15 protein-coding genes are annotated in these 14,865 nt (G+C 37.1%); 10 read left to right on the top strand and 5 right to left on the bottom strand.

The window, feature by feature from the left end:
- Positions 1-9 precede the first annotated feature (9 nt).
- From ACKPCA_RS16760 to arsC, 3 genes are all read right to left on the bottom strand, one after another.
- Positions 10-1,872 carry a methylmalonyl-CoA mutase family protein gene (locus ACKPCA_RS16760; RefSeq protein ID WP_321280103.1) on the bottom strand — a complete coding sequence of 621 codons (1,863 nt, stop codon included), beginning with the start codon at positions 1,870-1,872 and terminating at the stop codon, positions 10-12.
- A 179-nt stretch (positions 1,873-2,051) separates the two neighbouring features.
- Positions 2,052-3,125 (bottom strand): endonuclease/exonuclease/phosphatase family protein, encoded by a 1,074-nt coding sequence (locus tag ACKPCA_RS16765; RefSeq protein ID WP_321280104.1) that lies wholly within the window; start codon positions 3,123-3,125, stop codon positions 2,052-2,054.
- A gap of 106 nt (positions 3,126-3,231) precedes the next feature.
- Positions 3,232-3,573, bottom strand: a complete 342-nt coding sequence (gene arsC, locus ACKPCA_RS16770) for an arsenate reductase (glutaredoxin) (protein ID WP_306742992.1) — start codon at positions 3,571-3,573, stop codon at positions 3,232-3,234.
- A 162-nt stretch (positions 3,574-3,735) separates the two neighbouring features.
- On the opposite strand from arsC, the gene ACKPCA_RS16775 reads away from it, so the two are divergent.
- Positions 3,736-3,948: a hypothetical protein gene (locus ACKPCA_RS16775; protein WP_321280105.1), complete on the top strand. Its 213-nt coding sequence runs from the start codon at positions 3,736-3,738 to the stop codon at positions 3,946-3,948.
- 7 nt (positions 3,949-3,955) lie between these two features.
- Here the strand turns inward: ACKPCA_RS16775 and ACKPCA_RS16780 are convergent, their stop codons facing one another.
- Entirely contained in the window at positions 3,956-4,621 is a 666-nt protein-coding gene (locus ACKPCA_RS16780) for a Crp/Fnr family transcriptional regulator (RefSeq protein ID WP_321280106.1), read from the bottom strand.
- A gap of 98 nt (positions 4,622-4,719) precedes the next feature.
- Here ACKPCA_RS16780 and ACKPCA_RS16785 point away from each other — a divergent pair, with 98 nt between their 5' ends.
- Positions 4,720-5,193: an OsmC family protein gene (locus tag ACKPCA_RS16785; RefSeq protein ID WP_321280107.1), complete on the top strand. Its 474-nt coding sequence runs from the start codon at positions 4,720-4,722 to the stop codon at positions 5,191-5,193.
- A gap of 52 nt (positions 5,194-5,245) precedes the next feature.
- Here ACKPCA_RS16785 and prfB read toward each other — a convergent pair.
- A protein-coding gene (prfB, locus tag ACKPCA_RS16790) for a peptide chain release factor 2 (RefSeq protein ID WP_157471338.1) occupies positions 5,246-6,344 on the bottom strand; the annotation gives its coding sequence in 2 pieces (ribosomal slippage) (positions 5,246-6,280 and positions 6,282-6,344; 1,098 coding nt in all).
- 279 nt (positions 6,345-6,623) lie between these two features.
- On the opposite strand from prfB, the gene ACKPCA_RS16795 reads away from it, so the two are divergent.
- The 8 genes from ACKPCA_RS16795 (at position 6,624) to ACKPCA_RS16830 (ending at position 14,580) form a co-directional block, all read left to right on the top strand.
- Positions 6,624-7,487 carry a hypothetical protein gene (locus tag ACKPCA_RS16795; protein WP_321280108.1) on the top strand — a complete coding sequence of 288 codons (864 nt, stop codon included), beginning with the start codon at positions 6,624-6,626 and terminating at the stop codon, positions 7,485-7,487.
- A gap of 53 nt (positions 7,488-7,540) precedes the next feature.
- Positions 7,541-8,425, top strand: coding sequence for a DUF6175 family protein (locus tag ACKPCA_RS16800; protein WP_306742986.1), 885 nt, complete (start codon positions 7,541-7,543; stop codon positions 8,423-8,425).
- 25 nt (positions 8,426-8,450) lie between these two features.
- The gene (locus ACKPCA_RS16805; RefSeq protein ID WP_321280109.1) at positions 8,451-10,553 is read left to right on the top strand and encodes a LamG-like jellyroll fold domain-containing protein; all 2,103 of its coding nucleotides are present in this window, start codon (positions 8,451-8,453) and stop codon (positions 10,551-10,553) included.
- Positions 10,554-10,599: 46 nt separating this feature from the next.
- Positions 10,600-11,169 carry a hypothetical protein gene (locus tag ACKPCA_RS16810; RefSeq protein ID WP_306742984.1) on the top strand — a complete coding sequence of 190 codons (570 nt, stop codon included), beginning with the start codon at positions 10,600-10,602 and terminating at the stop codon, positions 11,167-11,169.
- Positions 11,170-11,302: 133 nt separating this feature from the next.
- Positions 11,303-12,157, top strand: a complete 855-nt coding sequence (locus ACKPCA_RS16815; RefSeq protein WP_321280110.1) for a hypothetical protein — start codon at positions 11,303-11,305, stop codon at positions 12,155-12,157.
- Between the two features lie 14 nt (positions 12,158-12,171).
- Positions 12,172-13,239, top strand: a complete 1,068-nt coding sequence (locus ACKPCA_RS16820) for a M23 family metallopeptidase (RefSeq protein ID WP_321280111.1) — start codon at positions 12,172-12,174, stop codon at positions 13,237-13,239.
- 89 nt (positions 13,240-13,328) lie between these two features.
- Entirely contained in the window at positions 13,329-13,997 is a 669-nt protein-coding gene (locus ACKPCA_RS16825; protein WP_321280112.1) for a hypothetical protein, read from the top strand.
- 127 nt (positions 13,998-14,124) lie between these two features.
- Entirely contained in the window at positions 14,125-14,580 is a 456-nt protein-coding gene (locus tag ACKPCA_RS16830) for a YccF domain-containing protein (RefSeq protein ID WP_321280113.1), read from the top strand.
- The last annotated feature ends 285 nt before the right edge of the window (positions 14,581-14,865 follow it).

Below are 14,865 nucleotides of genomic sequence, written 5' to 3' on the forward strand. Positions count from 1 at the left end.
CTACTTTAATTAAATTCCAAGCTCAGCTTGATATGCTTTCAAGGTTTCAAGTACATTCGACTTCACGTTGATGAAGTTTTCAACACCTTTTGCTTTTAATTCTTCAGCACAAGCAGGAGCACCAGCTACAACAACAATAGCTTTTCCTTTTAATGCTTCAAACACTTCAGGAGCAATAGTTTCGTACTCTTCGTCAGATGAACAAACAACAACGATTTTTGCGTTCTTTTCAGTTACGAATTTTACTCCTTCTTCAACATTAGTGAATCCGTTGTGATCTTCAACGTCGAATCCTGCACAAGCAAAGAAGTTACAAGCGAACTGAGCACGAGCTTTACGCATGTTCAGGTTACCAATTGGGAACATCATTACTTTAGGACGACCATTTTCTTTTGCGTAAACATCAGTTTTGTAACGCATAGCTTCAAAAGCCTGAGCACCACGGTATGGCTTCAATGTTTCGCATTCAGCATTTTCGTCAGCTTTGTTTTCTGGTGCGAAAAGTTCTGCTGACAATTCTTTTTCTGCAACTTCACCGAAGTTAGGGAACTGGTTAGTTCCTAGGAAGTTTTCTTTACGAGTTGCAACAGCCATATCTCTTTTCTGAGCAGTAGCTTTGATTGTTTCCTGAATGAAACCAGCTTTGAAAGCTGCCAAGTAACCACCTTTTTCTTGAACTTCAAGGAATAGTTTCCAAGCTTCTTCGCTGATAGATTCAGTAAGAGATTCAATATAGTATGATCCTGCAGCAGGGTCAGCAATTTTTCCGAAGTGTGATTCTTCTTTCAACAATAACTGCTGGTTACGTGCAATACGCTCTGAGAATTCAGTTGTATTTTCGTAAACAGAGTTGAAAGGCTTAACTGTGTATGAATCCAAACCACCAAGAACAGAAGACATAGCCTCAGTTTGAGTACGAAGCATATTTACGTATGGATCGTAAATTGTCTTGTTCCAATCAGAAGTTTCTCCGTGGATGAACATTTTACACATTTCTTCAGAAGCACCAAATTCTTTCAAGATGTAAGCCCAAAGCATACGACCTGCTCTTAGCTTAGCAATCTCCATGAAATATTTAGAGCTAGTTGCGAAGTTGAAACGGATTTTTGGAGCAATTTCTTCAATTGACAAACCAGCTTCCATTAACTTGCTTATATATTCAGCACCGGCAGCTAAACTGAAACCTAATTCTTCAACGATAGATGATCCCGAGTTGTTGAATAATCTACCGCCAACAGCAACAACTTTAAAGTTTGGAAGTTCTTTTGCAGCTTCAACCGCTTCTTTCAAGTAGTTGTATGAGTTTTCTTCTGAAGTACAGAATTTACCACAAGTACTGTAACCACCTAAAATGTCGATAGCAACACCACCTTGAACTTTGTCAAGAGCAATTCCTTTTTCAGTTGCAATTGCCTGTAAGTTTTTAATTAATTCTACAGAACCGTGAGTTTTTTCGAAGTTTACTTCAACACAATCCATGTAAACACCTTCTAACAAAGTAGCTAATTCATCTTTGCTAAGGCTTTTCCAATTTAAAACGAAACCTAATGAGTCGATACCTTTATTAAGAACGTCAAGAGCTTTTGCGTTTGCAGCCTTCACATCTTCAACGATGATATCCTGACGGATAAACCAATTGTTGTTGTCTTTCTTGTTTCCGCGCACATATGGAAAATCACCAGGATAAGTGTTCATGTACATCTTATCTTCCATGTTTTCCAGTCTGTAGAAAGGCTGAACATTGAATCCTTCATTTGTTCTCCAAACTAACTTTTTATCGAAGTCAGCGCCTTTAAGGTCTTTAGTGATTTTGTCGATCCACTCTTGTGTAGATTGTGGAGCAAACTCACTAAATAGTTTATTATCTGCCATAACTGTAACTGTTTAAAAATTAGGGTCTAAAAATAAGCCCTTTTTATCACTTTGAAAAAGTTTAAAAAATGTTTTGCATCATACTTTTACAACAGGAAATTAATTAGGAATTACCAATTACGAATTACGATTTTATCTTTAAGTACATGTTTTCTGTGTTGATAAACAGATGTATAGGTTTAGTTTTTCTCGTAATTTGTAATTCTAAATTCGTAATTGACTATCACTGGTGCATGATCAGAGATTTGCATCCACTCTTGTAAAGTTTTTCCGCTTTTATCGATGAACTTACCGTTTGTAAACAGATAGTCCAATTTTCGATTCCAGAATCCATTCTTGTCAGTGGTATGCGTAAAATGATCCTTGTTATTATTTTGATATTCATCCAAAGGGATGGCTGCCTGGTAGTTTTCATAGAAAGGCATCATCCATTCCGTTTCGGCTGAATAATTGTCTGCTTCAAATTCTTCATCGGTACAAACCGAATCATCAAACTTGCTGGTTTGTTTTGTATAAGGGGGAAGAGAATTAAAATCACCTCCCAGTATTAATTGATCTCCCTTTAATGAGATTGTATCAGTGTAAGCTTTAATAATATCCAATTGTTTTTTCTTGGTATCGTCCTTTGCATAGGCCGATGCATGCGTGTTCAGTATATGAAGTTTTTTTCCTTCATGTTCCAATTGAACATCCAGAATGTTTCTTTTTAAATAAAAATATCGAACAATGAAATTCTGCGATTGAATTAAAGGCAGGGCAATTCTCTTCGCATCAGTAAATTTCCATTTCGATAAAATTGCATTGCCGGAATCCATCTTGCCAATACCATCACTCGGAATTTTAGAAGCTTTCCATTGTGATGCATAAGCTGCATAATTTAAATCAGTATTATCAAGCAGATATTGAACTTGATCAACAAAGGCACTTCTTTTGGCATTAATATCAGCTTCTTGTATTAATAATATATCCGGGTTGATCTCTTGGATTTTTTGAGACAAAGCATTTAGATGATTTAAAACCTCGGATTTTTCCATAATGACGCGATCGCCATGACAATCGAAAAAGAAATCGATACGACCTCCACCAAATTTAATGTTCCAGGTCATTACTTTAAGCGTATCCGGAAAGGAAAAATCTTTGATTTCGGTACTTTGATACAGAGAAACTTCAGGTCCGATCTTTGTGTTAAAAGGATCGCAGGCTGCTGAAATTACCGAAAGCATGATCAGGTAATATTTTCTAAACATCTTCATTTTCCTCAATTGATTTAATAACTGAAAACAGGCAATAAATGTTACTGTTGAATTTTGTTGCGCAACTCAATTAGGTAATTAAGAAAGATTTAAATTTATATAGAGATTATAAAATCTCGTCAGCGTTTTCGACAGGATCAGCAAATACAGCTTTACAATCCTTTACGATTATCGGGCGTTGGATTAGCTTAGGGTATTCAATCAATATTTTGATCCACTCTTCACGATTAAAGTTTTTCCCTTTAAAATCGCTTTTATATATTTTTTCCTGAGTTCGAATGATTTCTTGGGGCTCTTTGTTCATTCTCATCAGCAAATCAGCAAGTTCTGCTTCGGTAAATTCTTCTTTTAAATACAATCTGATTTCAGGTTCCAAACCTTTCTCCTGAAGGTATTTTAATCCAGCACGGCTTTTGGCACATCTTGGATTGTGATAGATCTTTAACATTGTGTTGTTGTGTATCTTTGGTTTTGTGAATACAAATATACGGCTTTCGAGAATATTAGTGGATATACTTAATGATAAAATTCGGAAGTGTTAATTGTCATGTAATTGACGAAACTTTTGGAAAATCTTTATTAGGTTTGAGCTAATAATAATTTAAACAAAATGAAGAACTTTTTGAATAAAAGAAAATTTGAAATTATTGGCGGATTGATTGGTTTGCTTGGAGGCTATCTGTACTGGAGATACGTTGGTTGTGTATCAGGAACTTGCCCGATAAAGGCCAATTGGTACACCATGGTTCCTTATGGCGGATTATTTGGTATCATGCTGGGTGGAATTGTAAAGCCAAAAGAGAAAAGAAAATCGGAGCAATAAAGAGCTGTCAACCATATTTGGCAATTTCCTCCAAACGCAAGGCGTCGATAATTGTAATGGATTTACCATTACTATCGATTAAACCTTCTTTCCTAAAATCGGCAAGGTTTTTCAAAACACTCTCTTTGGAGAAGCCTATGATTCTGGCCATCTCTTTTCGTGTTACAGGAATTTCAAAGGTATTGCTATCTAAATTATGCTGGAATTCGCTGAGCAGGAAAGCGAGTGCACCAGCCGAATTTTTTTCTTTTAGTTTCATTTGCCAGTTGAGAAAACCTTCATTTACCCATGAGATGTATTGAATAAATGCCATTGAAAGCGTACTGTTTGCTTTCAAAAGTTTGGTAAAAGTTTCTTTGTCTAATAGTTCTATGGAACAGTTGGTTAATGCACGTGCTGAAAACCGATATTGAGCAGTGGAAAAAACACAATTGATTCCAATAAATTCACCATCAAAAAGTAAGTTTAAAATTTGGTGATGAGGAGCTTCATTCAATGACAATTCCACAATGCCTGATTTTAAGAAATAGATGTTATTAACAGGAGTTCCCTTCTTAATAATCAGTTCTCCGGCTTCGAAATTAAGACTGTTGCTTTTTGAATACAGTTCTTCACTTTCCTCGCTTGATAGAATGGAAAGGCATCTTTTTCCCGAATCGTGAATTTGCTCCATATTAATTTGTTTACACAGGTGTAAAATTACACCCTCTGATATATTTAAGTACACAGGGCTGAAGTCACTGTCCTGCATCTACCTAATTACTTTTGTAAATGTACAATTTAAATCAGAAAAGTATGGAGCAGATGGAAATTCAGAAAATTGATTTTCTTATTGAATCAAAGACAAAATCTAATTCAAGATCAGAAATTAGCGTTAGAAATTTTAAAGTGATGGTTGATGAACCTTCACCTTTAGGAGGCACCGATCTGGCTCCTAATCCGGTGGAATATATTCTTTGTGGATTAAGTGGGTGTATTCATATATTGGCCTTTAAAGTTGCCAATGAAATGGATATTGAGCTTAAAGATTTGGATATTGAGATAAAAGGAGAATTAAATCCAGAGAAGTTATTTGGTATGCCAACCAAGGATAGGGCTGGCTATCAAAATATAGAAATTGTGCTGAAACCCATATTTGAAGCTAATGAAGAGCAAAAAGAAAAATGGTTGGAAATAATGCAAGAGAGAAGTCCGGTGTTGGATAACCTTTTGAATCCTACACCAGTTTCGGTTACACTAGCATAAGTTTGTAATTATCAAATAAAAAGGACGTAATTCTATTACGTCCTTTCTGTATTTAGTTTTTTTCTTCTCCCGCAAATTCCATCAGGAATGCTTTAATGAATCCATCTAAATCACCATCCATTACAGCTTGAACGTTTGATGATTCATGTCCGGTTCTTACATCTTTAACCAATTTGTAGGGTTGCATTACGTAAGAACGAATTTGGGATCCCCATTCAATTTTCATCTTAGCACCTTCAATCTTATCGATTTCTTCCTGTCGTTTCCTCAATTCCAATTCGTACAATTGAGATTTTAACAAACGAAGTGCATTCTCACGGTTTCCAAGTTGAGATCTACTTTCGGTATTTTCAATGATAATTCCAGTAGGAGCATGTCGCAGTCGAACACCGGTTTCAACTTTGTTAACATTCTGTCCTCCAGCACCACCAGATCGGAAAGTATCCCAGGAAATATCCGCAGGGTTAATTTCAATCTCTATACTGTCATCAATTGCCGGATATACATATACCGAAGCAAAAGAAGTCATGCGTTTGTTGGCTGCATTAAAAGGAGATAATCGAACCAAACGGTGTACACCATTTTCTGATTTCAGGTATCCGTAGGCAAAATCGCCCTCGAATTCTAAAGTTGCCGATTTAATTCCGGCCTCGTCACCTTCCTGGTATTCCAGTTGTTTGACTTTGTACCCATGCGATTCTCCATAACGAAGATACATTCTGTGCAGCATGTTTGCCCAGTCGCAACTTTCGGTTCCACCTGCTCCGGCATTAATTTTAAGAATTGCGCCCAGTTTATCTTCTTCCTTTCGAAGCATATTTTTCAATTCCAGAGCTTCGATAAGGTTTTGCGTTGATGAAAATTGCTCATCTACCTCTTCTGGTGAAGCTTCTCCTTCTTTGGCAAAATCAAAAAGAACGGCCAAATCATCATATGATTCTTTTACTTCATCGTAGGACTCTACCCATGACTTAAGACTACGAACCTTTTTCATTTGAACCTCTGCTTCCTTTGGATTATCCCAAAATCCAGGAGCCTGAGTCCTCATTTCTTCCTCTTGTATCTGAATTAGTTTGGCATCAATGTCAAAGATACCTCCTCAACGCTTCCGTGCGTTCCGCTAAACTCTTTAGCTGGTCTGTTGTGATCATGTATGGTACATTAATTATTAAGCTGTAAAGATAGTGAACCGAGAGCAATTAACAATGAGCTGATTTTTGCCGTGGTACAGTTGGAATTTAAATTAGATAGAATGATTATTCGCCTTGGATTCTTTAGGTCAATTGTTTAATAATTAAACAAAACGCTTTGATAGATAGGTGTTTTTGTATTACAGAGAATCACTTTTCTTTCTGTTATTTTATGATTCGTTGGTGTTTTGAATTAAAGCACCATAATTATTGCTGATTATAAATTTAAAAAGAAAAAACATGAAAAAACTATCTGTACTCTTAACTCTAATGATGATGGTGAGCATCTTATTTGCTCAGGAAAAAAAAGAAGTGGTCTTGATTGGGGATATCAAATGTAGCTTTGAAAATTCTGAGCAATACGCTAAGAATGTTCATGATGTAATTGTACAAGCATTTGTTGAAAAAGGCTTACACGAAGTAATTGATATCAATACTTTATCTGCTAGAGGAAAGGAAATCTATCGTCAATCAGGAGAGTCAGCCTTGAATGAAGATAATATGAAACGCTTGAGTGAAGCAGGAGAAAAGGGTGCTGACTATATAGTTACAGGAACTTTATCGAATTATGATGCCGTTCCAGTGAAAAATGATAAAGGACAGGTAACTGGATTTGGTGGAAAATTGAATTTTGTTTTCAAGGTAACCAACCTGAAAGATGGAACTCAAAAAGGAATGGCAGATATTGCTTGCTCTACGCTATTAAGTGAAAAGACTAAAGATGCAGCTATAATGAAGGCTGTGAAAAATGCAAAAGATAAGGTAATCAAGGAGATTAAGGCGATTTTCCCAATTACTGCTGAGATTGTTGAAATTACAGCAGAGAAAAAAGGTGCTGCAAAAAGCTTACTAATTGAGGCAGGTTCAGCTCTTGGCGTACAGGCTGGCGATCAATTCAAAATCTGTGAAGAGAAAGAGTTTAGAGGCAAAAAGCGTATTATCGAAATTGGTAGAATTAAGGTTACAGATGTACAAGGTGAAGATTTTGCAGAGTGTAAAGTAGTAAAAGGAGGAGATAAGATTTTGGCAAATTTTAATGGAGAGTTAAAGATTTTTGCAGAGATGATTCCAAGAACTGGACCATGGCCTCCAATTAAAATGTAATGGATTAATTCTTTAAAATGAAAGTTAGAATAGTTTCAATAATCATCTTTTGTATGTTTTTGTTATCAGCCTTTGTTTCAAAGGCTGATTCCTACTCTGTAGGAAATTCTCACACTATGGAAGTTGTAGATGAAATGCAACTCCCAACCATTATGGTAATTCCTTACAAAAAGACAGGGGAATCCTACAAGGATATTCTTCAGAATGATTTCGATAAAAGAATTGCCGTTGCAGCAGTTCAGGAAGGTTTTAATCAGAGAGGTGTTACTACTATTGATTTTGAGGCAAAAATGAATGCGGCCATGCGTGCTGCCAATTTTGAAATGAATGATGCCCAGACTGTAGATAAACAGTTGATCCGCAATTCAGGATCAGATATTTATGTTTCGGTTGATATCAAAAAAGATTTTGCAGCCAATGGAAACAGGGTTTCCTTAATTCTGAAAGCTTATGAAACGGCATCAGGAAATATCATTGCCAGCAAACAAACATGGTCGCCTCGATTTAGAAGCAATGCTCTGGATAAATTAACATCCCTTGCCATCAAAATCATGTTGGATGACTTTTTGAATCAGGTAAATGCAAATTTCCAGAAAAAGGCAAGTAATGGAAACACCATTGTGTTGAATGTTTCAATTGCCAGCGATTCAGCAACAGATATGGATACCGAACTTGGAAACGATATGATTCCTTTATCTGATCTATTACGTATTTGGGTGAAAAAGAATGCCTTTAACGGAAGTTACCATGTGCAGGGATCTGTAGCTGAAGCTATCATATTCGATCAGATTCAGGTTCCACCAAAAGATGGAAATGGAAATCCTTTTAGCGTGAGCGACTTTGCTTTCAATCTGTGGGATTATTTACGCAGTGATATTGGCATTGCTTGTAAAAAACGTGTTGATGGCAATACTGTTTATATCACCATTCAGGAATAGTTGATTTCAAACAAATAGAATAACAATGAATTTTCTTGTTTTAAATATGAAAGGTGCCAGCCAGAGTTCTTTGTGGACTCTGGCCCTGTGCCTTTTACTATTAATTCCAATTCAATTGATTGGACAGAATAAGCCTTCGTGGGTGAGCAGTCGACCAATTAATACCATGTATTATACGGGTATTGGATATGCTGAAAAATCGCAGGAAGACTACATGAAAGTTGCCAAGCAAAAAGCACTTAGTGATTTGGTTTCCGAGATAGAGGTAAAGGTTGCCAGCAACTCTTTGCTAAATACTTTGGAAGACAATGCACAGGTATCCACTTCTTTCAAGGAAGATATTAAAGTGGAGGCTCAACGTACCATTGAAGATTATCAATTGGTAGAAGCCTGGGAGAATGAGACCGAATATTGGGTGTACTATCAATTGAATAAATACGATTACAAAGAAAAGGAACGTATTCGAATTGAAAGAATTCAACAAAAGGCTTACGATAATTTGCAGAAAGCAAAGAGACAAAAGATTTCTGGAAATCTATCAGGAGCTATTTTCAATTACGTTGAAGGTTTAAAGCTGATTCAGAATGATCTGAATAAAAATCTGGCATACCAGGTAAATGGTGAAACCATTTATCTTGGGAATGAGTTGTATCAATCTTTACTTGGTGCGTTCGACGATGTTCAGTTATCGGCAATACCGAGTTCAGTAAATGCACAAAATTTTCAGGCAGTTAAAGAACCTATTAGTTTAATAGTAAAACAAGGAGCCTATTCCCTTGCAAACTTGCCTTTAAAAGCAGAGTTCATATCGGGCTCGGGCGAGTTGAATGCGAATCTTTTAACCAATGAGCATGGTAGTGCAAAATTGCAGATTTTAAATGTGACCAGTAAGCAAAGCAGGCAGGTGGTCCGTATAAAACCTGATATGGAAAAACTTTGTGCTGCCAATGATAAAATGGTTCGAAGCTTAATTCGCACCATTAAATCGATACCAGAGGCACAGGTGACCATTAATCTGGAGGCACAAACATTAAAAGCCTTTTTAAGACAAGGGCAATATGGCAATTCAGCTTTAATCAAATCTGTAAAAAGGATTTTGAGTAACAACTACTTCAATTTTGTTCCCAATGAATCATCCGCAGATGTTATTGTGGATTTAAGTGAAGACTTTCGAAAAGGAGGAACTGTTCCTGGTGAGATGTACAACATGAAGGAGTATTTCACATCGGTAAGTTTACAAATTGTGAAAAGAAATACACAGGAAACTGTTTTTCAGTATTCGGTAAACGACCAGCGATCTTTAGCTCCGGAAAGTACTTCTGAATCAACGGCACGCATGTCGGCGAGTCGAAATGTTTTAAAGAAAATGCAGCGAAAGCTCATTCAGGAGTTGAAAAAATTGCAAATGACCATCGATCATTCTGCTGTTGCTCCAACGGTTCAGCCTGAGAGGGCTCAGCAAAACAATACCAAGCCAACTCAGGAGCTGCTGGTTCCTTCAGGATTACTGGCCTACTATACATTCGACGATGGAACGGGAAAAAATATTATGGGCTTGAGCAATTACAATGCTTTGGTACAAGGAGATCATGCTCCAATGGTGATCAATAGTACTTTGAGTGGGGCAGGTAAATCGGCACAATTTAATGGAGATTCTTATTTGGCAATTCCGCAGCATCCGATTGAAAACTGGAGTGCATATACCATTAGTGCATGGGTAAAAACAAGTTCGGGAGGAGCCATTCTTGGCAGAAAAGCTGCAGGATGTACCATTTTAGGAACTACGCTTCAAAATCAGTTGTTCTATCAGAAAAGATATTCTGACGGAGGATACCTAACATTTGATTTTGATGCCAACCGAATTTTGTTGGATAACCAGTGGCACATGATCACTTTAACCGTTGAGGTTCTGAAGAATGAATCACGTTCAAAATTGTTTGTAGATGGCCAAATGGTTTTGGTTGAGAATACCAGGATGCAAGGAAATATTAAGAGTGGTGAAGGAGGATTTATTGGTTATGATCCCGGTGCGAAAAGGTATTTCACAGGGGAGATTGATAACCTGAGAATTTACAATCGCCAGTTGCGTGAGAATGAAATTCAGCAACTCTATTTCAAGCATCAGTGAGAATAAAAATTACACAATACATTAAAAACTATAAAATTATCAAGTAATGAAAACACGTTTAGGAAAATTATTTGCATTTGCAATGATGGGTGCAATGTTTGCATGTTCGGCACCAAAACAGGTAGCACAGGTACAACAAGCTGATGAAGTAGATTTTGACGTTCCTTGTTCAGGACCAGAATATTTTACCAATGGAGAATATTTTAGAGCATCGGCTGATGGTTTAAGTCCAAATATGAGTATTGCTAAGAAAATAGCTTATGCAGATGCTCGTGCTGGTTTGGCATCGGAAATTCAAGCAAAAGTAAATGTTGTGACTGACAACTATTCTTCACAGCACGATTTTAACGGAAATCAGGAAGCAAAACAGCGTTTCCAGGATCTTTCAAGAAGTATTGTAAGCCAGGTGCTTAATGGAACCCGTGTGATTTGTGAGAAAATGAAGAAAACCAAAGATGGTAAATTTCATTGTTATGTTGCGATGGAGCTTGCAGGAGAGGAAATCATTAAAAATATGGCAGACAGAATTAGCCAGGATGATAAGTTAAAAATCGATTTTGAATACGAAAAATTCAAGAAAGATTTTAAAGAGGAAATGGCAAAAATAGGATCATAATCAATCGTTTTTCATAACAATGAATATCAAATCACTTTTGATATTATTCGTAGTTTTCTTAGGTAATCTACAACTAAAAGGGCAGGTCCGGGATTCCTGCTCTTTGGTTGTGGATTCTCTACAAACTGAATTTTTGCAAGATTCTGAAAACGGAAAGTTTCCAGCTTGGATTCAGCTGGCAACATCCGATGAATTTAGCATTGGTGTTTCGGATCCCTATATGGATTCGGATATGGCATTGGAACAAGCCAAATTGAGAGCGGTTGCCATGGCTTGTTTAAAGAAGAATCTTGCCTATCGATCGATTGTGGACAATTATACCTCCGATAAAAAGGAAAGGTATGCCAGCTCAAAATTTGTGAGTTTAACCAATGTTTTGTCGGCTGCTCAAGTCGATTTAAAATCTTTGCCAATTGAAAAAAGTTTCACTTCAAGTTTCGATGAGGTATTTGTTTTGGTGAATTCAGCCAATATCAGGCAATTATCAAATGAATGCGACAGTACAAATACCATTCGAATTTCGGCAGATTTACTGCAAAGTGAAATCAAAGGCTCCAGAGAGGAGAGCTATAGTTTTATCAAGCTTTACATCAATACACCCAAGCAATATCCCATTAAGGAGTTGAAATACTACTCCTACAATACCCAATCGGGAAAGGATATTGTTTCAAAAATTAACCAGTTCGAAATCAAATTTCCTTCCGGGATATTTAGGTATCAGCCATTTCAAAAGTCTGATACAACAGCTTACCAAAATGGAATGATAGATGCATCGCTGCACTATTCATTTTGGAATGCCTACCTCGATGTGATTCTGAATAACCTGCTTTTAATGACCAAGGAGGGTGGAAAAGTAAAGTCGGTGGGAGATCAGTACAACACCATGTTTAAGAATTTATTTCGGGTTGTCGATTATCAGAAAATGAAGTTTAGTATTACTGATATAAAGGTGGAAGGCAACCGATTATATATGAAAACCGATTTTTAACCAAGAATACGATTATGAAGAATTATGCACTAATATTGGGGTTTTTGTCCACTATTTTGCTAGTAAATATCGGACAAGTTAGAGCACAGGAGTACGATTCGTTCGAAGCTTACAAGAAGGCTGAGAAAGCTCGATTTCAAAAATACAAGGAAGAATACAAACGACAATTTGAGGCTTTTAAAAAGAATGAGCTCGATTGGAACAAGGAGATATTAGGAATTGAGGTTGAAACCCCAGTGTCGGAAAAGGTAGAGGCAAAAGACAAGGATTTGATTGCCAAGCCGCCAGTTCCAAGCTATGTAAATCTAACGGCAAGTTTAGATGACGAGATCAAGCAAATTAAGCGTAAGGTAGAAAAAAACGCAATTGAGGAAGTGCCTGCAGAAGCAATGAAGTCTGCCGAAGTACAAGCAGAGCCTAAGCAGGAAGCAAAGGTGCAAGCAGAAGAGGAGCAGCCACAAGCAATGACCAATCCTACGTTGGCAGCCAAGCAAAGTTCGAGTTCGAATCAGATGACAAATCCAGCAGCTTCAAATTCCAAAGTCAATCATACACCAAGTCAGAAAATGGCTGATCCAGGTGTGAAGGTCAAGGGAAATGAGATGGTAAACAGTAAACCAAATGCAACAGCTGAAAAAGCAGTAGCAATTGACAGCCACAAGGCAAGCTTAATAGAAGTTGAAAAACGAAGCATACCCTCTACTAAACCTATTGTTGCAAAATACCGATTAAGCTCAAAATTTGGCAATCGCTTTCATCCAACCTTGTATCGTTGGCGATTCCATGGAGGAGTTGATATGGCTTGTCCAAAAGGCACCGATATTCATGTTCCTGCCGATGGGGTAATCGTAAAATCGGGATGGAACGGCGGATATGGCAACTACATCAAGGTGAAGCATGGCAATGGCTACGAGACCATTTATGGACACTTGTCGAAAGTGAGTGTGAAGAAAGGCCAGAAGGTGAATAAAGGAGATGTAATTGGCAAGGTAGGTAGTACTGGTCGTTCAACCGGACCGCATTTGCATTACGAAATCATCAAAAACAAAAAACGTGTGAATCCTGAGCGATTCTTCGGATAGAAAAAGCAATTATGCATTATAAATGATGAGTTATGAATGTTGCTCCCTAATTCATCATTCATAATTCCTAACTCATAATTTAATTACTCATGATAACCAAACTATTTAAAATACTAACTCCTCTGCTGATTTACGCTTTTGGCCGTGAATTCATTGCCACCCTTCAAATGGTATCATTTGCAGATGTATTTCAGAAAATATTTTTTATCGCCCTGGGAGGAGGATTTCTATTCACAACAATTTTTATAAAAACCCATGGCTATCTGGCCATTTTGGCCCACGAATTAACCCACAATGTGCTGGGCGTTTTAACCTTTAATAAGCCCATTGCTTTAAATGTTGAAGCCAATAGCGGAGGATATTTCGCCTACCAGGGAAAGCAGAATGTTCTATCGGTATTGTCTCCTTATTTCTTCCCACTGCTAACCGTTTTTATTTTCCCCATCTATTTTATTTTGGCCAGTTCGGGAGCCGAAGTCTATTTCGGATTATTGGGAGCAACTCTTGGATTCTCATTTTCCATTGCCATTCGTCAGGGCAAACCTCACCAGCCCGATTTACATGTATTCGGCATTACCTGGTCCTACCTGATCATCCTGTTTTTTCAAATCTTGATTTGGGGATTGCTCATTTCCTTCGTAATTGGAAGAATACCAATGCTGGTCAGCTTTGTGAAAATGAGTACCGATCATATCATTGAGCTTTATGAAATAGCAAAGGCCTTGGTGATGATTGGATTGGATATGATAAAGGGATAATAATAGAATTAGAAATCAATTAAAATCTAAATATGATCTAGGAACAAAATGGAGTTCAGAAACCATGTAAAAAAACGAAGCGGATCCGAAAAGCTATACGAGTAGGAAAACCTAAAACTTATTAATTATGAGATTTCTTGGTAACATTATTTGGCATTTCCCATTTTTTGGATTTGTATCGGCATTCTTTACCTTTTTAATTGGAAGTTTGTTGTTAATCACAGTTGTTGGAGCACCAATAGGATTGGGACTAATACAACTATCTAAATTCTTGCTGTCACCATTTTCGAGTTCAATGGTTGATAATAAGGAATTGAACACAGAACCAAACAAGGCTTGGGAAGCTTTCGGCTTAATCGTTAGAATTATTTATTTCCCATTTGGCTTACTCCTTACCGTAATCACTTTATTCCAAATTGTTGGCTTGTTTGTCTCAGTTGTAGGTATTCCTGTAGCATTGGTTCTCGCTAAATCATTAAGTACTTATTTAAACCCTGTAAATAAGAAATGTGTGCCAGTTGCTGTTGCAAAAGAATTGGAAAACAGAAAGGCAAAAGCACAGGTAGATGCTATGTTAGGTTAATCGTTTTATAATAGAATCAACCATCATGGAAAAAATTGTTAGTAGGAACAATTTACTGGTGCCATTTTGGTTGGTTCTAGCTTTACAAGCTTCAACATTCATAATATTCAAATCAATTCGTTTGAAACAAATTAAAGCTTCTAACAGGCTCAAACGGATTGGAAAAATGAAAATTGAAGCTTGAGATGCACTCAATCAACTTGATTGATAAAAATTAAAGCGTGAAGCAGAGCCCTGCAATTTGTTTGGCCCCAATTGAAGCTTAAGTTGGCTCCACCCAAAATG

It is taken from the genome of Marinifilum fragile (genome assembly GCF_963677365.1).
In the GTDB taxonomy this organism is placed as follows: domain Bacteria; phylum Bacteroidota; class Bacteroidia; order Bacteroidales; family Marinifilaceae; genus Marinifilum; species Marinifilum fragile.

Coding starts and splice junctions, on each gene's coding strand:
- ACKPCA_RS16760 (WP_321280103.1), bottom strand. CDS start 1,872: ATGGCAGATAATAAACTATTTAGTGAGTTTGCTCCACAATCTACACAA.
- ACKPCA_RS16765 (WP_321280104.1), bottom strand. CDS start 3,125: ATGAAGATGTTTAGAAAATATTACCTGATCATGCTTTCGGTAATTTCA.
- arsC (WP_306742992.1), bottom strand. CDS start 3,573: ATGTTAAAGATCTATCACAATCCAAGATGTGCCAAAAGCCGTGCTGGA.
- ACKPCA_RS16775 (WP_321280105.1), top strand. CDS start 3,736: ATGAAGAACTTTTTGAATAAAAGAAAATTTGAAATTATTGGCGGATTG.
- ACKPCA_RS16780 (WP_321280106.1), bottom strand. CDS start 4,621: ATGGAGCAAATTCACGATTCGGGAAAAAGATGCCTTTCCATTCTATCA.
- ACKPCA_RS16785 (WP_321280107.1), top strand. CDS start 4,720: ATGTACAATTTAAATCAGAAAAGTATGGAGCAGATGGAAATTCAGAAA.
- ACKPCA_RS16795 (WP_321280108.1), top strand. CDS start 6,624: ATGAAAAAACTATCTGTACTCTTAACTCTAATGATGATGGTGAGCATC.
- ACKPCA_RS16800 (WP_306742986.1), top strand. CDS start 7,541: ATGTTTTTGTTATCAGCCTTTGTTTCAAAGGCTGATTCCTACTCTGTA.
- ACKPCA_RS16805 (WP_321280109.1), top strand. CDS start 8,451: ATGAATTTTCTTGTTTTAAATATGAAAGGTGCCAGCCAGAGTTCTTTG.
- ACKPCA_RS16810 (WP_306742984.1), top strand. CDS start 10,600: ATGAAAACACGTTTAGGAAAATTATTTGCATTTGCAATGATGGGTGCA.
- ACKPCA_RS16820 (WP_321280111.1), top strand. CDS start 12,172: ATGAAGAATTATGCACTAATATTGGGGTTTTTGTCCACTATTTTGCTA.
- ACKPCA_RS16825 (WP_321280112.1), top strand. CDS start 13,329: ATGATAACCAAACTATTTAAAATACTAACTCCTCTGCTGATTTACGCT.
- ACKPCA_RS16830 (WP_321280113.1), top strand. CDS start 14,125: ATGAGATTTCTTGGTAACATTATTTGGCATTTCCCATTTTTTGGATTT.